The sequence below is a fragment of the Flavobacterium sp. N2038 genome, assembly GCF_025947185.1.
GTDB lineage: Bacteria > Bacteroidota > Bacteroidia > Flavobacteriales > Flavobacteriaceae > Flavobacterium.
In genome coordinates this window covers 3,294,436-3,313,423 of record NZ_CP110001.1, presented here as the reverse complement: position 1 = coordinate 3,313,423, position 18,988 = coordinate 3,294,436, and the positions used below count along the sequence as shown (strand labels likewise).

At 33.7% G+C, this 18,988-nt stretch carries 19 protein-coding genes; 5 read left to right on the top strand and 14 right to left on the bottom strand.

From position 1 onward, the window contains the following. Positions 1-165 precede the first annotated feature (165 nt). Entirely contained in the window at positions 166-1,137 is a 972-nt protein-coding gene (locus OLM51_RS14665; RefSeq protein ID WP_264551346.1) for a D-alanine--D-alanine ligase, read from the bottom strand. Positions 1,138-1,559: 422 nt separating this feature from the next. On the opposite strand from OLM51_RS14665, the gene OLM51_RS14660 reads away from it, so the two are divergent. Further along, positions 1,560-2,180: a PASTA domain-containing protein gene (locus OLM51_RS14660; protein WP_264551345.1), complete on the top strand. Its 621-nt coding sequence runs from the start codon at positions 1,560-1,562 to the stop codon at positions 2,178-2,180. Further along, positions 2,170-3,216 (top strand): RluA family pseudouridine synthase, encoded by a 1,047-nt coding sequence (locus OLM51_RS14655; protein ID WP_264551344.1) that lies wholly within the window; start codon positions 2,170-2,172, stop codon positions 3,214-3,216. The genes OLM51_RS14660 and OLM51_RS14655 overlap by 11 nt, the downstream gene beginning before the upstream one ends. A gap of 139 nt (positions 3,217-3,355) precedes the next feature. Here OLM51_RS14655 and OLM51_RS14650 read toward each other — a convergent pair whose 3' ends face one another. The 5 genes from OLM51_RS14650 to OLM51_RS14630 all read right to left on the bottom strand — a co-directional run bounded on the left by OLM51_RS14650 (position 3,356) and on the right by OLM51_RS14630 (position 7,497). Continuing rightward, positions 3,356-3,967: a hypothetical protein gene (locus OLM51_RS14650; RefSeq protein ID WP_264551343.1), complete on the bottom strand. Its 612-nt coding sequence runs from the start codon at positions 3,965-3,967 to the stop codon at positions 3,356-3,358. Continuing rightward, positions 3,967-5,208, bottom strand: coding sequence for an ATP-binding cassette domain-containing protein (locus OLM51_RS14645; RefSeq protein ID WP_264551342.1), 1,242 nt, complete (start codon positions 5,206-5,208; stop codon positions 3,967-3,969). Before OLM51_RS14645 ends, OLM51_RS14650 begins: the two co-directional genes overlap by 1 nt. A gap of 170 nt (positions 5,209-5,378) precedes the next feature. Further along, positions 5,379-6,227: a sulfurtransferase gene (locus OLM51_RS14640; protein WP_264551341.1), complete on the bottom strand. Its 849-nt coding sequence runs from the start codon at positions 6,225-6,227 to the stop codon at positions 5,379-5,381. Beyond that, entirely contained in the window at positions 6,217-7,095 is an 879-nt protein-coding gene (locus OLM51_RS14635) for a ThuA domain-containing protein (RefSeq protein ID WP_264551340.1), read from the bottom strand. Before OLM51_RS14635 ends, OLM51_RS14640 begins: the two co-directional genes overlap by 11 nt. Before the next feature lie 12 nt (positions 7,096-7,107). Further along, entirely contained in the window at positions 7,108-7,497 is a 390-nt protein-coding gene (locus tag OLM51_RS14630) for a DUF1398 domain-containing protein (RefSeq protein WP_264551339.1), read from the bottom strand. A 465-nt stretch (positions 7,498-7,962) separates the two neighbouring features. Here OLM51_RS14630 and OLM51_RS14625 point away from each other — a divergent pair, with 465 nt between their 5' ends. Then, entirely contained in the window at positions 7,963-8,655 is a 693-nt protein-coding gene (locus OLM51_RS14625; protein WP_264551338.1) for a hypothetical protein, read from the top strand. A gap of 1 nt (position 8,656) precedes the next feature. On the opposite strand, the gene OLM51_RS14620 is transcribed toward OLM51_RS14625, so the two are convergent. From OLM51_RS14620 to OLM51_RS14590, 7 genes are all read right to left on the bottom strand, one after another. Further along, on the bottom strand, positions 8,657-9,493 hold the full coding sequence (locus OLM51_RS14620) for a mechanosensitive ion channel family protein (protein ID WP_264551337.1): 837 nt from the start codon (positions 9,491-9,493) through the stop codon (positions 8,657-8,659). 88 nt (positions 9,494-9,581) lie between these two features. Further along, a complete protein-coding gene (locus OLM51_RS14615; RefSeq protein WP_264551336.1) occupies positions 9,582-10,019 on the bottom strand; it encodes an acyl-CoA thioesterase in 438 nt (145 codons plus the stop codon). A gap of 114 nt (positions 10,020-10,133) precedes the next feature. Next, positions 10,134-10,607 (bottom strand): DUF1203 domain-containing protein, encoded by a 474-nt coding sequence (locus tag OLM51_RS14610; RefSeq protein WP_264551335.1) that lies wholly within the window; start codon positions 10,605-10,607, stop codon positions 10,134-10,136. Between the two features lie 93 nt (positions 10,608-10,700). Next, on the bottom strand, positions 10,701-11,486 hold the full coding sequence (locus tag OLM51_RS14605) for a TlpA family protein disulfide reductase (protein ID WP_264551334.1): 786 nt from the start codon (positions 11,484-11,486) through the stop codon (positions 10,701-10,703). 90 nt (positions 11,487-11,576) lie between these two features. Beyond that, on the bottom strand, positions 11,577-12,614 hold the full coding sequence (locus OLM51_RS14600; protein WP_264551333.1) for a nuclease-related domain-containing protein: 1,038 nt from the start codon (positions 12,612-12,614) through the stop codon (positions 11,577-11,579). Between the two features lie 110 nt (positions 12,615-12,724). Next, positions 12,725-13,186, bottom strand: coding sequence for an SRPBCC family protein (locus OLM51_RS14595; protein WP_264551332.1), 462 nt, complete (start codon positions 13,184-13,186; stop codon positions 12,725-12,727). Positions 13,187-13,238: 52 nt separating this feature from the next. Further along, on the bottom strand, positions 13,239-14,564 hold the full coding sequence (locus OLM51_RS14590; protein ID WP_264551331.1) for a Na+/H+ antiporter: 1,326 nt from the start codon (positions 14,562-14,564) through the stop codon (positions 13,239-13,241). A gap of 279 nt (positions 14,565-14,843) precedes the next feature. On the opposite strand from OLM51_RS14590, the gene dnaK reads away from it, so the two are divergent. Beyond that, positions 14,844-16,727 (top strand): molecular chaperone DnaK, encoded by a 1,884-nt coding sequence (gene dnaK, locus OLM51_RS14585; protein ID WP_264551330.1) that lies wholly within the window; start codon positions 14,844-14,846, stop codon positions 16,725-16,727. 427 nt (positions 16,728-17,154) lie between these two features. On the opposite strand, the gene OLM51_RS14580 is transcribed toward dnaK, so the two are convergent. Beyond that, on the bottom strand, positions 17,155-17,757 hold the full coding sequence (locus OLM51_RS14580; protein ID WP_264551329.1) for a hypothetical protein: 603 nt from the start codon (positions 17,755-17,757) through the stop codon (positions 17,155-17,157). A gap of 134 nt (positions 17,758-17,891) precedes the next feature. On the opposite strand from OLM51_RS14580, the gene corA reads away from it, so the two are divergent. Further along, on the top strand, positions 17,892-18,962 hold the full coding sequence (gene corA, locus OLM51_RS14575) for a magnesium/cobalt transporter CorA (RefSeq protein ID WP_264551328.1): 1,071 nt from the start codon (positions 17,892-17,894) through the stop codon (positions 18,960-18,962). The last annotated feature ends 26 nt before the right edge of the window (positions 18,963-18,988 follow it).

Genomic DNA, 18,988 nt, shown 5'->3' with positions numbered 1-18,988 from the left:
GGTTCTGAGATTCTAAGGTTCTGAGTTTTTAAGTTCAAAGACTGAAAGGTTCTTTGGAGGACTTATCCCGAAGTTTCGGGATTGTGATTGTTCAGTTTGGCAATATTCTGTTTAAAAATTAAGGTGCTAGGATCTCAGAACCTTAGCACCTTAGTATCTTAGTAACTATGCCAAAGCAAGCTCAATTGCATTTGTAAATAATTCTTCCAGAGAAATTCCTGCAGCTCTTGCTTGTTGCGGAATCAAACTTTCTGTGGTTAAACCCGGAATAGTATTCATTTCGAGCATGTATGGCTCGTTGTCTACAATAATGAATTCGCTTCTGGAGAAACCTCTCATTTTTAAAACTTCGTAGGCACGTTTGGCTACTTCGCTTACTTTTTGTGTTAATTCGTCTGAGATTCTCGCCGGAGTAATTTCTTGTGATTTTCCTTCGTATTTTGCTTCGTAATCAAAGAAATCATTATCAGATACAATTTCTGTAATTGGCAGTACTTTAATTTCGCCTTTCCAGTTGATTACACCAACAGAAACTTCGGTTCCGTCAAGGAAACTCTCGATGATGATTTCGTTATCTTCCTTGTACGCAACTTCAATAGCAATAGGAAGTTCGGCTTCTGTTTTTACTTTTGAGATTCCGAAGCTTGATCCTGCTTTATTTGGTTTTACGAAGCATGGTAAACCAACTTTTTTTACAATTTCTTCGGTATTGATAGCATCACCTTTGTTTAGGTAATAAGAGATTGCAGTTTTGATTCCGTATGGTTTTAAAACCGATAATAAATCTCTCTTATTAAAAGTTAAAGCCGATTGGTAATAATCGCATGATGATTGCGGAATACCTAATAATTCAAAATATGCCTGCATTAATCCATCTTCTCCCGGAGTTCCGTGTATGGCGTTGAAAACACAGTCGAAAGTTATTTTTTGGTTGTTTACAGTTACCGAGAAATCATTTTTATCGATCGTGTATTCGGCATCGTTTTCGTCTACATATACCCATTTTTCTTTGAAGATATGAATACGGAATCCATTGTATTTTGTTTTGTCAAGATATTGATGAACGACGTTTCCGCTAATAAGCGAAATTTTATATTCACTTGAATATCCGCCCATGATGATGGCAATGTTTTTCATTGACTGTTTGTTTATTTGTTTAATCGTTAATTTGTTTGATCGTTAATTCGTTTAATCGTTTTCGGTTTTCGCCACTAATTGCACTAATTTCCACGAATGTTGCTCTATTCGTTTTGCTGTCAGGCTGAGCGAAGTCGAAGTCCCGTATGCTGAATCACTTTGCGAGGCTTCGACTTCGCTCAGTCTGACAATATTGTGGTTGCTTTAATAAAAATAAAGACAAAATTTTCTTTTAAAACCTAGTGGCCTAACCCTGATGGGAGCGGCATTCTTTTATGGTGGTCCCGATAGCTATCGGGACATAAAAGATACAGCAGACAGCAGGAAAAAGCTCCTGATTATTGGCTTTCTTGTTTTAAACAAAATTATCATTTTTTTTGAAACGAAATAGCTTTATCTTTGCGTCAACTAAAAATAAATTTATGAGTTTACGTAAGTATTTAACTAGCCGGGTGTTTTTTTTACAAGTATTAAGTGCGGTTGCTATTATTGCGGTTTTGGGTTATTTGTTTATGCATTGGTTGACTTTTACAACTGATCACGGACATGAAATTGCGGTTCCGAATTTGTCTAAACTGACAGAGGAGCAAGTAGAGGAAAAACTGGATGAGCTGGATTTAGATTATGTACTTTTGGATAGTGTTGATTACCGAAGTGAATTTCCGAAATACAGTGTTGTTGAGCAGGATCCGTTGCCGGGAACGAAAGTAAAAGTAGGACGAAAAATATATATTAAAATTAATGCATCAGGTTTTTCATCTGTTAGAATTCCTGATTTAATTGAAAAAACATATCGCGAGGCAGTTCCTACTTTGAAAGCTTTAGGTCTTGAAGCGGGAACGATTACTTATATTCCGAATCTTGGAAAAGATATGGTATTAGAAATGCGTTACAAAGGAAGAAACTTAAAAGTAGGAGACCGAGTGCTGAAAGCGTCTAAAATCGATTTGGTTTTAGGTGACGGAAAAGCGAGTTATGTAGATGATAGTCAGGCAACAGATAGTACGGCAGTGCCTGCAGAAACCCCACAAGATGAACAATAATATTGAAGAAAATTTAGATCTGGAAGACGAATTATTCGAACATTACAGATTTGATGTCCCTAAAGGTCAGGCGTTTTTACGTATTGACAAATACTTAATGAATTTGATTCAGAATGCAACGCGTAACAAGATTCAGAACGCTGCAACTGAAGGGAATATATTTGTAAATGATATTCCTGTAAAATCAAATTATAAGGTAAAACCATTTGATGTCATAACGGTTATGTTATCACATCCGCCGTTTGAAAACCATATTCTGCCGGAAGATCTTCCGATTAATATTGTTTACGAGGATGACGCTTTTTTATTAATTAATAAAGAGCCGGGAATGGTAGTACATCCGGGTCACGGAAATTATACCGGGACTTTGGTGAATGCTTTGGCGCATCATTTTGATAATTTGCCAATGAATAGCAGTGAGCGTCCAGGGCTTGTGCATAGAATTGATAAGGATACATCCGGACTTTTGGTTGTGGCAAAGACAGAAGCGGCCATGACGCATTTGGCTAAACAATTTGAAGCTAAAACTACAGAACGCGAATATATTGCGCTTGCATGGGGAAATTTTGCAGAAGATAGCGGAACGATTGAAGGAAACCTGGCAAGACATTTAAAAGACCGCATGCAAATGGCTGTTTTTGCTGATCCTGAGATTGGTAAACCTGCTATTACACATTATAAAGTTTTGGAGCGTTTTGGTTATGTAACTTTGATTTCCTGTAAACTGGAAACGGGAAGAACACACCAGATTCGTGCGCATATGAAACACATTGGACACCCGTTGTTTAATGATGAACGTTACGGCGGACATTTGATTCTGAAAGGAACGACTTTTACTAAATACAAACAGTTTATAGATAATTGTTTTAAAGCATTACCACGTCAGGCGTTGCATGCTAAAACACTTGGTTTTGTACATCCAAATACAGGAGAGATGATGCGTTTTGATACGGAATTGCCTCAGGATTTTCAGGATTGTATCGAAAAGTGGCGCAATTATGTGAAGTCGCATAATGTTGAAGAGGATGAGAATTAAATTAGATAATTTGGCAATTAGATAATTAGATAATGTGTCAATTTGGGAATTAGATAATTTTTACTGCATAACAAACAAAAAAGCTCCATCAGGAGCTTTTTTGTTTTAACGATTAATATCTTAAATGGTTAAATATTTTTTACAATGTTTTAATTGTTAGATCGGTTATTTTGGTTTCGCCGTTGGTGATAAAACCTAGTTTTCCTTTTTGGCTCAGATTGCTTTTCTCGAGAGAGCATTCTAAGGTTATTTTGTTATCTACAGAAAAGTATAATTGATTGTTTTGCACTCTAATTTTTACTGAATACCATTTGTTGTTTTGAAGTTCCATTGGTTTTGTAAATAAACTTTTTCCGCCTCGTTTACCATATGAATCGTCCTTTTTATCATAGACTCCGTCACCAATTACAATGTTTTGATTAATTTGATACAAGTATGTTCTAATGTATTTTTCCTTGTCTAAGTTAAGCATTACTTCAAATAAGGACTCTTTGGTCATGTTTACTCTGAAGTTGATTTCGTAGTTTTCAGGAAGTTGTTTTCTCGATTCTATAACGCCCCAATGCATTGGACCTCCGGTTCCTGTGAGGGTGTCTTTTTCTAAAGCCCATTCTTTTGGATTAAAATTCCAATTGGATTTTAAGGAAGAAGAGGTATTAAAGCTATATTCTTTTTTTAATGTCGAAATAGTGCCGGAACAGGAAATAAGCAACAATTGTAACAGTAAGATTGCAGTAAATTTTGTTTTCATTAATTTAATTCTGAGTGATATTTTATTTTTCCGATTGAGCCTGTTGGTGTTGGAACAAGTTCAAAAACCGAAGTAGGAGCGAGGCCGGCTTCAATACGATGTGATACATATAATATAGAAACGTTTGTTTCTTGTTTTATGGTATTGATAAGCTGAATTACCAAATCTACATTTTCATCGTCCAAACCTTCTACTGGTTCGTCAAGAATTAATAATGGCGGATGTTTTAAAACGGCACGTACAATAAGTGCGACTCTTTGCTGGCCAATAGAAAGATCTATAAAGCGTTTTTTGCGTAAAGCGGTCATTTCTATAACTTCGAGCCATTGCGATACAATTTGCTGTTGATGTGTGGTTGGTTCTGTATAAAGTCCGATAGAATCGAAGAAACCGGATAAGATCATTTGCTCGAGTGTGTGTCCTTTCTGAAACAAATCTGTCATTGAAGTGGCATAGATTCCGATTTGTTTTTTAATATCCCAAACGCTTTCTCCGCTGCCTTTTTTTCTTCCGAATAAAAATAAATCCTGACCAAACCCTTTTGGGTTATCACCCGTTATAAGCGATAAAATAGTACTTTTTCCAGCACCATTCGGGCCAATTAATTGCCAAAATTCACCTTGCTTTATGGTCCACGAAATTTTGTCTACAATCTTGCGCTCGTCATAGCTTACAGAAACGTTTTCCATTTTAATTAATACACTTTCGTGAAAGGAATGCGGATCAATAGCTTTGGGAATTGCAGCAGTATTTAAGGTTTTAAAATGATTTTCGGTTTTTGAAACCGGGTAAAGTTTAAAAGTATTGTCTTTGATTTCGGCTTTATTTGGAACAAAATTTAAAACATCAACCATGCGGTTAATTATTTGAATAATGCCAATAGCATTCGTCAGTTCTTTTAAAGATTCAGCAAGAGTAACACGAGAAGGTTGATCTAAGTGGTCAAAAGGATTATCAAAAATGATAAAATCGGGTTTCTGGCTGATGCAGTATTTTAGAAATTCTTTTTTGCGCTCTCCGGATGAAAATGTTCTTAATTGACGATGTGAATCCGGAGCGGCTTCGACACTGTCGTATTGGTACTCTTTTTCGATAAATTTTTCAATGGCAATATCTGAAAACAGAATGCCTTTTTGATTGTTAAAAACGGCTAATTCATCTTTGGCTTCGCCAGAAAGCAGTGTATCTATAAAAGCTTTTTTATTTACCTGATTTGATAAAAGTATATCCCAATGCTGCATTTTAAAATAATTATTTGTGTGAACCTAGATTGATGGTTTTTTTTTTGCCTCTCCCGATGGCTATCGGGATTCACAGATTAGAATGATTAATCTTTTTAATCTTGTAATCTGTGACAAATAAGGAGTTTTTTAGAGCTATATATCTATGCGTTAAATGTTTTTTGTTTATTCTATTTTTTTACTGCCATTTCGCGGTCATTTCTGGACCATTCGCTCCAGGAACCCACATATAATTTTGGAATAGGAATTCCGGCATAATCCATAGCCAGTAAAGTATGACAGGCTGTTACGCCCGAACCACAATGCACAATTGTATTTTCCGGTTTTTTATTTCCTATTATTGCTTTGTATTTTAGAGCTAATTCATCTGAAGATTTGAAGAATCCATTTTCATCTAGATTCTCTGTTAACGGTACATTAACAGCTCCGGGAATGTGACCTGCAATTAAATCTAAAGGTTCTATGAGTCCGTCAAACCTGTTTTTGTCACGAACATCAATTACAATATTTTGATCATTTTTTCGCGCTTTTTCAACTTCTTCAATAGCTGCCAATGGCAATTTCCATTCCTGAACGGGATAAGTTGTGTTTTGAAAAATTTCGATTTCAGAACTTGTTGGGAAACCAGATTGAAGAGCTGACTGTAAACCTCCGTTTAAAACCTGAACTTTTTCATGTCCAATCGCTCTCAGCATCCACCAAAATCTTGCAGCGGCGTTTGATCCGTTTTTGGCATCATATATTATGACGTGGTTTGTGGGCGAGATTCCAATTTTAGAAAGTACTGTAGCGAATTTTTCCAGAGAAGGAAGAGGGTGTCTTCCGCCATTTGCAGGATCTTTTTCGACTGTTGCCAGATCTTGATTTAAATCAACAAAACGTGCACCTTTTAGATGTTCATTTTGGTAATTTTCCTGAGCATTTATTCCTGTGCGGGCATCAATTAAAATGATGTCGGCTGAATTTTGTAACTGGACTAATTCTTCAGGATGTATAAGTGGAGAAAGTTTATTTGACATTTTGAGTTGTGTTTATTTTTTTTGAGTTTCCAAATAAAAGCAGGGCATTCAAAATTAGTTTGTTTTGTATTTCGTTTTCAAAAGTATGCGAAAGGGTTTTTTTGGTACCATGTTCATAATCAATATCATTATGCCCCATGTTTACATAAAGCATTTTATAGTTTTTATTGGTCCATGCCACAGGATAATAACCGTTATGCCATATTTCGTTTGGTTTTGGTCCGGTTCCTAATGGAAAGCTGCTTTCATCGATTGCTAATAAAATTTTTATATCCGGATTTTTTCTTAAATCATTGTTCCATCTGTACCATTCGTTTGGCTGCGATACAAATGTTTTAGGAATGTTTATGGTTATTGCGTCCTGATTTTCTACTCTTAAAACTGCCGGTGTTGGTTTCCAGGTATTACTAGCATATTCGCCCGAGCCTAAAAGGGTATTGTGGTACCAATTCCAGTTTTGAGGATAAGAGGAATCGTTTAATGCAAAAGCCGAAAAGTGAAATCCGATAAAACCACCGCCATTTTCCATATATTTTTGAAATGCTGCACGTTGTTCTGTTTTTTCAGGTCTTGTATCCAGAAATAAAACGATTTGATACTTTGATAAAAAAGCTGCATTCAGATTCTCCCAATTACTTGTCGAGTCATATTCAAAATGATTTTTCTCTGCTATTTGAGGAAACCATTTATTGGCTTCGTGAACAAAACTAATATGTGCCGGATCATTTTGGGCAGTATAAAAAGCGATGACTTTAAATTTTGGTTTTTCTTTTTTATGCTGAGAAATAGCGGTAAAAGAAATTAGAAAAAGTATCACCAGAATACCTTTTCTAATTGTTTTATCATTTTGATGATCGAAAAGCTTCATGAATTATAATACTTAGCTTGGAATTTTTTCGATAAGTATTTCATTTTCGGCACTATCAAAGTAAGTGCAGGTCATTTCGATAATATCAACTCTCCATTTTGCAATACCACATTGACCAGCATGATTGCAAAATGTAAGATAATCTGTTTCACCATGTTGGTGTTTTACTAAAAACTCAATGAAAAGCTCTTTATTAACGTTTGGAGCAATACTAATTGGACTGTATTTTTCATCTGATGTTGCAGAGTAGTTATTTACACCATAATATTCGACGTGTCCATCGCTTACAAAAGTGTCATAACCTTTTACACCCAAAATGATTAAGTCTTGTATATAATTTGGAAAATCGGCACCGGTTTTTACTTTAGCGTGTGCTTCTTTTATTTGCTCGATTGTAAACATATTATTTTCGTTTTTTAGATTAGTAATAGTAAAAAAATGGTTGCCAAAAATTTCACGAATCAACGCTAATAAGCTATTTCTCTCAAATAGTAATTAGGTTGATTTTTTGAGTTTTATGACTAAAATTTGACAAATTCGCAAAACGCAGCTTCAGCTTTTTCAAAAATATAATTCATGATTTTATAAAAACTTGTCGTTTTGAAATTACGAAGTATAAAAATACCGTTAACGGTTTTGAAATGCAAAGATTCATTCTTAAAGTTATCAGAAAAAATGGGCTTCAGGTTGTTTAATAGCTTTTGTTGCTAATTATCGATGTTTTATTGAAATTTTATCGATTAAATGGTGCCGATTATGAAAATAATGCATTTAAACGAGTAATGCGGTACTTCAGGGGACTTCTTTTATTAACAGGAAAAATGTCTGTAAATTAGTACTAGAATGTTGTAAGCTAAAATTGGTATTATGAAAAAAACAGTACTTTTACTTCTGCTCGCAGTCCCTACATTTGCACAGGAAATCAATACATTTGACTTCGCCGTTATCAATTCAACTTTAATTTCTGCCAATATCGATCTTGACAAGGGGCGGAGTGTTGTTGCGGCCAATCAGGATCAATACTCGGCTTATTTTCAGTACGCTTTTGCGATGTGTGATGACGATATTATTTTTGGTGCCGGAATTGATAAATCAGAGATTGACAGGACTTATATAGGTTATATTGGAAAAATATGCGGAAAATTCAGAGCCACAATTGGTATTGGATATTTGGAATCCCGAAGTGGTTATGACGGAACTTTCACCGGATTCAGTATTTCATGGCATTTTTCAGAAAACACCTATATTGGAGGGAATCTTGAAAACCTGCATTCTACAAGTGTTGATTATGAAACGGATGAAAGTTTTGATTATTACAAAAAACTGGTGCCGAAAGTTTTTGGAAGCTATGAAATTATTCCAAATGTTATTGCTTTTGGGCAATTAAGCAGCAGAGTTAATGATATTGCATTAAAATATCAGGTAAACCGGTTTTCTGCCGGCGGATTTTACTCCGGACACAGTGTTGGAGGTATTTTTGGAACTTTAAATGTTGGCAGGTTTGCTTTTTCCTGCAGTACGACTTTTGATAAAGTAAACTTTGGACTTAAGTTTCAGTAATTTATTTTTTAATGGTCACCACTCTTTGTGGATACGGAATATCGATATCGGCCTCGTCAAAACGTTTTTTAATGCTTTGCAGTAAATCGCAATACATAACAAAACCTTCTGTAGAATTTTTTGCCCAGGCCCACGCTTTCAAATTTACACTTGAATCCGCAAGAGCCACAACTCTTGCTACAACCAGCGGAGCTTTTTGTTTTTTTGTTTCGGCTGTTCTGGTATCTATAAAAAGGGGATGTTTAGCAATTTCGTCTTGCATGATTTCAAGCGCTTTTTCGATATTGGATTCATAACCTACTCTAATTTCGATTATTTTACAACATTTGGTATCATGCATATTAGTGTTGACAATAATTTGATTGCTAATAACTGAATTTGGAATTATGATTCGGTTGTTTTCAGCATCCTTCAGAACAACTTGTCTTAAATTAATGTCTTCTACAGTACCGACAAAATTATTGATTGTGATTTTGTCATTGATTTTAAACGGTTTAAAAATAACTAAAAACACACCGCTTACAATATTGCTTAAAGCTTGTTGCGAAGCTAAACCGGCTACTAAAGAAATTACTCCGGCACCAGCTAAAAAGGAATGTCCGATAATTTTAAATTCGGGAATCTGGATTAAAGCAAAAGCAAACCCCAAAATGTAAATTACAGTTATAATTAAATGTTTTAAAAACCTAAATCCGGTTGCGTCATATTCTTTATCGTTTAGTTTTCGGTATAAAAAATAGCGAAGCACTTTGTCTGTAATGGCTCCTAAAAGAATTGTAGTAATGGCAATAATGGCTATGATAATAGCTATTCTAAAGTCTTTTTCGTAATCAATCATAAGTTTTGATTTTGATAAAAAAATCCAAAAAACAAAGATTTAATTTTGCTTTTTGGATTTTATAAAGTTACGATAAATATGCTAGATTTTATAACCCGACAAAATCATCGCTTTTAGGAAAAATGCTCAAAGCTTCGATTGCAATTTCCGGCGTTGGATTGGCCAGTTTTCTCAATTTTGTGTCCATCCATGCACCATCAACGGTAATTGTTGCGCAAAGTGTATCATCTTCTCTTCTAAACTCGTGGATGATTGACCAGCGCGAAGCATCGGCTTTCATTTTTGATGTCTTGGTATGAATAAATATTTTGTCTGAAAGTTTTAGTTCTTTTCTAAAAACACATTCTTCTCTAAATAAAACCGGTCCAAAACCCTGCGTTTGCATCACTCGTAAAGTCAGTCCTAATTCTTCTAAAATTTCGATACGGTGCTGTGCACCAAAATCGTAATAAGCACTGTGACGAACGTGAAAATTTGGGTCAAGATCTGACCAGCGAAAAGAAATCTCTTTAATAAATGAAGCCATTTTGTAATTGTAATTTTAATGAGAAATCGAAATTACGAATAAAAAATAAACGAATGTCATAAAATTATTATGCATGCATATTTTTTTTTACTGAATGAAAAAAAACTTTTTCAATTATGCTCTTTCAACTAAGCAATTGTAACAGCCTGGTCTTGCATTATGGATATGAATGTAATTTATTTTTTCGTTTTCAAAAATTTTACTAATGCTTTCTTTGAGAGTAATTCCTTCTATTACAGACGCTTCTTTCATCATGCCATTTTCGTCATAACCACGTAACGAAAGTAATCTATGATTAAGCATAAGTGGAATTTGGTTGGTTTCAAATATGGGTGTAAAGGCTCTTTTACGTATAAAAATTGGCCCGCTTGACTGATAAGGCGAGTTTGTTTTGTGATGCTTGTACGGTAATAGAATGACTTCTTCGCCAATTTCAGCATCTTCCAGGCTTATTCTGCAAGGAAAACCCGGAAATTTATCAACGGTCATTTTTACTGCTCCAATTTTCTCCAATTCTAAATTGGTTAATTCGAAAAAGCCTGAAAATTCCATATGATTTAGAGGCTTTATTTTAAAATTTGCTTTCATGATTTTTTTTAAGCAAAAGTCATTTTTTCTGAATTACTAAAAAATCCAAATCTTGCTATGTTTGATATCAGTATAAACGTGTTATAGAATAATCTATTTTGAAAGTAGTTTTTTGATTTCGTTTGCGATGTTATCTAAATTGCCTTCGGCATTTCCCATTGCGGTATATTTTATAACTCCGTTCTGATCGATCAGGAAGTTTTTAGGAATTGAGTTTGTAGCATAGTCATTCCATATTTTTTGGTTTGGATCAATACCGAAATTAAAATGAAGACCATCATTATTTAATTTTGCTACTTTTTTTGCCACTACATTTTCAGTTTCTCCAATTGAGATTGCCAAAAGTACAAAATTATCATTTTTAAAGGGCTCCAGAATTTTTGACGGGATATCATAAAACTCCTGTAAGCATGGTCCGCACCAGGTTGCCCAAAAATTAACCAAAACAACTTTGCCTTTTAAATCAGAAAGTTTTACTTCTTTTCCGTCTATTAGTTTTAAAGTAAAGTCTTTTGCTGTGTCATTTACGTTCAATATATATTGCTCTTTCTTAACCGGAACTTTTTGTTCAGTTACAACAGATTGATTTTTTTTGTCATTTTCGATTTTTTCCTGTTCAGTATAAATTCCAACGACTATTATGAATTCTTTATCGCCAATTTTATCGCCAAATTTTTTAGCTAATTCGTTTCTTTCTTCTTCAGTAACGCCTTTAGCCATTGATTTAACATAGCCTTCATTACCATATTTTTGAACTTGTTCCATCGACGAAATTTCATTATTGATTATAATAACGTTTTCAGGTTTTTTTGCTATTTTATTCTGTGCATGAAAAAGTTGTATTGTGAAGAGTAGTGTAAGGCAAATAATTTTTTTCATAGGTTTGATTTTATAGTTTGTTGATAAATATAGTGCTTTTATAAGAGAATTTTTAATTATTTGCTGACAATACAAAATGGCTAATCGCTATTAATTGCTTAATTTAGAATGGATTTGTTTCTGTTCAGAAAATTTAAGCAGAAAATCAGCAATCATTTCTGTTTCCTCAACCAGAAAGCTTGCGTTGAAGTATTTTATATAAGGAAGTAATTCGTCTAAAGTCAGAATTTTTACAAATTGAAATTCCTCGATTGGTTTTGTATTAGTAAAAACAACGATATTTTTGATCGGAACTTTTTTTCTTCCCCAATAATGTTGTGCAAAATTCTTATTGATCTTGTTAATCTCATTATCCAATAGGTTGTATAATGCAAAATTGGTTCTAAGGATTTGTTGAACAGGAGATCGAAAATTTGAGTTGTTTATGGAGTTGGCGCTCCAATTTTTTGTCTCGATTAAGAAAATGCCAGCAGGAGAAAGAAGAAGATGGTCAATTTGAATAGAATGAATATGGTCGTGGTTGCTTTTGTTGTAAATTGGAGGTTTAAAAGTACAGCAAAAATCATTTATCAGTATGTAATCGTCTGAGAGTTTTTTGAGCATATTTTCTACTTTTTGCTCGCCAATTGCTCCGTAAATCGTATTGTTTAGACTTTCGATAATTTCTTTTTTCTTCTCAAAAGCCAGTAAGTATGTATAGCTGCTTTCGTTTACAGCATTTTGAAAATTAGCAGAGATGTATTCGAGGCGTTTGTTTTTCTGGGAAAGTATTTTTTTTGCCTCATAATTAAATTGAATAATTTTGAAATGATATTTAATTTGTGCAAACCAAAATTTAGTACAAATCAACAAGTTAAACCAATAATCCTTTATTGTTGGAATAATTTTAAAATTTGGATCTGGGAGGTTTTCAATTTCCTGATTAAAATCGTCAAGTTGCTGTTTTAGTTTTGCTGTAAGATCGATTTTCTTTTGGGGAATTGCTGTATTTAATTCAGCAATATCTTTTTCGAGCGTTATTTTTTCTTCTTCTACAAATAGTGTGTGATCGTCAATGATTTGCTGTTCGTTGGTATGGTAATTTTTCCGAAAATTAATCAGTTCATTTAAAGTATGAAAGTGGTCCACTTTATATCTGACCAAATCAATTTGTAAAGTGTTAAGACATCCGATGGTATTATAAACTCTACACATATTCTTTCTGGATTGGTTATCATATATGTCTTTAATCGATGTGTTTACAATGTCATTTTTGATAATTCATTTTCAAGTTTGTCAAAATTCTCTTCATTTTTATCGACAACAAAAGGTTTGAGCTTATTGCATTCTTCAACCGTTTCAAAAAGCATTTTAAAAATTACTTTTGTCTGGTTTTCAGCAACAGTTTCAAACGTAGTCAAGATTTGAAATAATGGTTTAGAATGACGTTTCCATGCGATAAGATTAGGTTTGTCTATTTTGATGAATTCGCATTCGTTGGCATAATTTCCTGCTTCCGGGCCGTGCATAATAAAGCTCCATTTTCCGCCTTCATAGAAGTTAAACTCATTAAAAGTATTGGTAAAGCCTTTTGGTCCCCACCAGTTTTTTAAATGCTCAGGATCGCTCCACGCTTTAAAAACAAGTTCTTGGGGAAAATTCAGAATTCGTGTGGTAACAATTTCTGAGTCCGGAGTTGTAGAAAGAATATCTGAAGTCATTTCTGTAAAGTTTTAAATTAAAATACAGCAGTATAAAGTTAAGTTTATTTTTTTAAACTAATGATTTAATGAGATGATCTTGAGATGGGTTTGTTGATGTTTTATTTCTCCAAATGCTTTTTTTTTTTTTTAGTGAATTTATTTTTCTTACCAACCATGGCAAACTAAGTCCCTGACCAATAATTGTAATAAGTACGGCAGCAACAGAAATAAAAATGATAGCATTTCGCTCAGGGAAGGGACTGCCATCTTTTAGAACTTTTGGTAATCCCAGCGCAATAGCAAGTGATACAATACCTCGCATGCCAGACCAGCTTAAAATTATGCTGTTGCCAAAATCCAGTAAAGCATTTTCGCTGACTTTTCTTTTGCCTTTACTATTTTGAAATGCTTTTTGGAGGTTTATTTTCTGAAGAAATATCCTTCCCATTCTTATTAGTAATGCGACAAATGTGATAATAAAGGCGTAACCAATATAGGGTAATATCATATCGTTATGGATATCTTTTAAGACATATCGAAAATTAAGTCCGATTAAGATGAAAATCAATCCGTTTAATAGAAAAATGATAAGATCCCACAGGCCTTTTGAACTGTTTTTTAAAGGTTCAGGTAGTATTTTATTACTAAAACGAGCAATTGCCAGACCAAGAAAAACAACAGCGATAACGCCCGAAACATGAAGTTTTTCGGCAATCATGTAGGTAACAAAAGGCATTAACAGCATAAAACTGATGGTTACATTTACGTTTTTATGAACACGGTTTAATATAAAAGCCAGAATTTTTGCCATGACAAAACCAACAAAAAATCCTCCTCCGAGTAGTAATACAAATTGAAGAGTAGCTTTCCATAGATAGAAAGAAGAACCCATTACAGCTGCAACAGCAAATCGGTAAGCGACTAATGCTGATGCATCATTAATAAGGCTTTCGCCTTCTAATATGGTTACTGTTTTATGTGAGAGTTTTAAGCCTTTGGTAATACTTATGGCAGCGACGGCATCTGTAGCAGAAAGAATAGAGCCCAGCACAAACGATAATGGCCAGGTCATTCCCGGAATTATAAAACGTGCTACTACGGCAATTCCCATTGCGGTAAGAAAAACTAACGAGATGGATAATGTTCCAATGGTATGAATATTTGTTTTAAAATCGATTGGAGAAATATTAAATGAGGCGTCATACAATAATGGAGGAAGGAATATCAGGAAAATAATCTCAGGATTGATTTCTATTTCATTCATGGTCGGAATAAAGCCAATTGCTACACCAACAATAACCAAAAGTATAGGAAAGGGTATTTTGGCTTTGTCTGCAAAGGCAGAAAGGCCAATAATAATTGCCAGTATAAAAATGATGATGGTGTAGTTTTCCATTTTTTGCAATTTAGACGAATAGCTAATTTAGTTAATTTACATCTTCAATAATTTTTTGATTTAAGAAAAAAGCCGAAAAGGAGTGTATTATAACCTGATAATGACAGCTAAAATATTACTATGCCATACATGTCAGTTCTTAAAAATGTCATGTTGTCAGATGATTGTTAGTGTGCCAATATGAAAACTGACAATTTACTTTGGTTTTTTATATTGGCACAAAGATTGACTTATGCCACCTGAGTTATAAAATTAAATCAAAAATTAAATATATAAAAAATGGGTAAAATAATCGGAATTGACTTAGGTACGACGAACTCTTGTGTTTCTGTAATGGAAGGTAACGAAGCAGTTGTTATTCCTAACGCAGAAGGAAAAAGAACAACTCCATCTATCATCGCTTTTGTTGAAGGTGGCGAAATTAAAGTAGGTGATCCTGCAAAAAGACAAGCAGTAACGAATCCTACAAAAACGATTGCTTCTATTAAACGTTTTATGGGACACACTTTTGCTGAGACTACAAACGAAGCAAAAAGAGTTTCTTACAGTGTTGTAAAAGGTGACAACAATACTCCACGTGTGGATATTGACGGTCGTTTATACACTGCTCAGGAATTGTCAGCAATGACTCTTCAAAAAATGAAAAAAACTGCTGAAGACTATTTAGGTCAAACTGTAACTGAAGCGGTTATTACTGTTCCTGCTTACTTTAACGATGCACAACGTCAAGCTACTAAAGAAGCTGGAGAAATTGCTGGTCTTAAAGTTATGCGTATCATCAACGAGCCAACTGCTGCTGCACTTGCTTACGGATTAGATAAAAAAGGAACTGATCAAAAAATTGCTGTTTACGATTTAGGTGGAGGTACTTTTGATATTTCTGTTCTTGAATTAGGAGACGGAGTTTTTGAAGTATTATCTACAAATGGTGATACTCACTTAGGTGGAGATGATTTTGACCACGAAATTATTGACTGGTTAGCAAATGAATTCTTAGCTGAAGAAGGTATTGATTTACGTCTTGATCCAATGTCATTGCAACGTTTGAAAGAAGCTGCAGAGAAAGCAAAAATTGAATTGTCTTCTTCTTCAGAAACTGAAATCAACTTGCCATACGTAACAGCTACTGCTTCAGGACCAAAACACTTAGTTAAAAAATTATCTAGAGCTAAATTTGAGCAATTAACTGATTCATTAGTTAAACGTTCTATGGAGCCAGTTGCTAAAGCATTAAAAGATGCAGGTTTATCTACATCTGATATCGACGAAGTAATCCTTGTTGGAGGTTCTACTCGTATGCCAAGAATCGCTGACGAAGTTGAAAAATTCTTCGGTAAAAAAGCTTCTAAAGGTGTTAACCCTGATGAGGTTGTTGCTATTGGAGCTGCTATTCAAGGTGGAGTTTTATCTGGAGATGTAAAAGATGTATTGTTATTAGACGTTACTCCTTTATCTTTAGGTATCGAAACTATGGGTGGTGTATTGACTAAATTAATCGAGTCTAACACAACTATTCCAACTAAAAAATCTCAAGTATTCTCTACTGCTGCTGATTCTCAACCATCTGTTGAAATTCACGTATTACAAGGAGAAAGAGCAATGGCTGCTGATAACAAAACTATCGGTCGTTTCCACTTAGATGGTATTCCACCAGCACCAAGAGGAGTTCCTCAAATCGAAGTTACTTTCGATATCGATGCTAATGGTATCATCAAAGTTTCTGCAACTGATAAAGGAACTGGAAAATCTCACGATATCCGTATCGAAGCTTCTTCTGGATTAACAGCTGAAGAAATCGAAAAAATGAAAAAAGATGCTGAAGCTAATGCTGATGCTGACAAAATAGCTAAAGAAAGAGCTGAGAAATTGAACGAAGCTGATAGTACTATTTTCCAAACTGAAAGTCAATTGAAAGAATTGGGAGATAAACTTACAGATGATCACAAAACAGCTATCGAATATGCTTTAACTGAATTGAGAATGGCTCACCAATCTCAAGATCTTGATGCAATCCAAAAAGGATTAGACAATGTAAATGCAGCTTGGAAAACAGCTACAGAAGCAATGTACGCTCAAGGTGGTGACCAAGGTCAACAAGCTGCTCCACAACAAGAGCAATCTGGAGACAATGTTGAAGACGTTGAATTCGAAGAAGTAAAATAAGCAGAGAACTTCCGATTTATCGGAATGTGAATCGCTTATCACGATTTTTATCGGGATCTTTTGAAGACCATAAATAATGAAAAACCGAGTCAGAAATGACTCGGTTTTTTTTATGGGAGTTGTTTTGCAATTAATTAAACCCGACAGGTTTTAAAAACCTGTCGGGTTTGTTATGGAGGATAAGATTGATTTTTTTCTTTTTGATTTTATAAGTTATGAAATAGAATTGGTTATGTTTTACTTTAAGTTAAACCCGACAGGTTTTAAAAACCTGTCGGGTTTGTTATGGAGGATAAGATTGATATTTTTTCTTTTCGATTTTTATAAGTTATGAAATAGAATTGGTTATGTTTTACTTTAAGTTAAACCCCGACAGGTTTTAAAAACCTGTCGGGGTTGCTGCAGCGAATTGGAATAGTTTTTTGTATTATAAGTTGAGAAATTCTTCCAGTGAAGTGAAATTTTCTCTTTCGTTATGCGAAGTTTTTAAATTGTCAATATTCTTAAATAAGGAGATTACTTTTTCGCGTTTTAATTTAGTTGGTTTATCGGAAATACAAGTAAGATAAGAACTCCAGGGATATTCTATGGGATGCTCACAAAATCCATGATTCACAGGATTGAAATGAATATACTTTATAACAGAACGTAAATAGGCATCATTATCAATTAACTTTCGTTTAAAAGGCCTTTCAAATAAAGCACCGTGCCTATTGTATCCTTTGTTGATTGCTTTTGTGTAAGCATTAAATAAATTTCCAAAAGATTGATGTGGAGGAATTATTTTTTTGATTTCAAATTCATTTTGACTCTTTAAAATTTCTTCAAAAGTTTTAATTCTTACTAATAAATGGAAATGATTTTTTAATAAACACCAAGCTAAGGTTTCCGCAATTGGATCAATATGTTTGTTATAAAGCATTAAAAAATACTCATGATTTCTGTTTTCTTTAAATAAATTTTCGCTGTTAATTCCGCGATTATAGATATGATAATATTTTCCAGATTCCAGGTTCTCAATTTTGTGCATATAAGGATCTTCGGTTTAATTAAAAAGTAGTAAAAATACTATGTTTTTTGATTGCGCAGCATTTTGATAAACTGACAATTGTCATTTCTAAATTCGATTCTTTTTCGTAATATTACTATTGTAAATTTTCATGAATGAGAAAGATAAAATACAAGAAAGGTCGTAAACTGCAACATACTAGTTTAGAGTATACAGGATCTCATAAAGATAATAAAACCGAAATGCAGCTTTTTGTATATAATGACGAAGATGTAACGGAATATGAAAAGTTTAATGCTTTGGCTCTAAATTCTTGTTTTAACTATACAAAAAACAACTGGCTCAATATTCACGGGCTAAACGATATTAATCTCATAAAAACAATCGGCGACCATTTTAAGTTAGACGATTTTTTACTGGCAGATATTTTAAATACAACAAAGAGAACTAAGCTGGAAGAGCAGCAAGGTATTTTGTTTTTTAATATAAAATCACTTTTGCCGTCAGAATCCTCAGATGATCTTAAAGTAGAGCAGATTAGTTTTATTTTAAAAGAGGGGATTTTAATTTCATTTCAGGAAAAACGAAGTGATTTCTTTACTCATATACGTGAACGTCTGCGAACGCATGCAGGAATTGTAAGAACAAAAAAAGTAGATTATCTGCTTTATTTATTATTAGATGCTGTAATGGAGAATTTTTACATTACGATCGAAGATGAAGAAAATAACATTGAAGAATTAATCAATCTGACCAAAAAAGGAGCTGATCCGATTATATTAGAAAAAATTGAAAATCATCGCGATAACTTTAATTTTCTAAAGCGATCTATTGTTCCTTTGAGAGATTCATTATTTTATTTAAAAACGATTAAAGATGATGAAACAAATGGGCTAATTCAAAATGATACATTTAATTTCTTTATCAGATTACATCAAAAAAGTTTAGAACTTTTGGAGCAAATAGAGTCTGATATGAGTTCGCTGGAAAGTGCGTCCAATTTTTATTTCTCGGAACAAAGCCGAAAAATGAATGAGATTATGAAAACGCTTACCATCATTTCTGCCATATTTATTCCATTAACTTTTATTGTTGGAGTTTACGGGATGAACTTTGATTATATGCCGGAACTAAAAGAAAGAAATGGCTATTTTATCGTTATGGGATCCATGTTTTTATTGGTGATAGCCTTAATAATATATTTCAAAAGAAGACGCTGGTTTTAGCGTTTGAAAATTTATAAAATATTAAA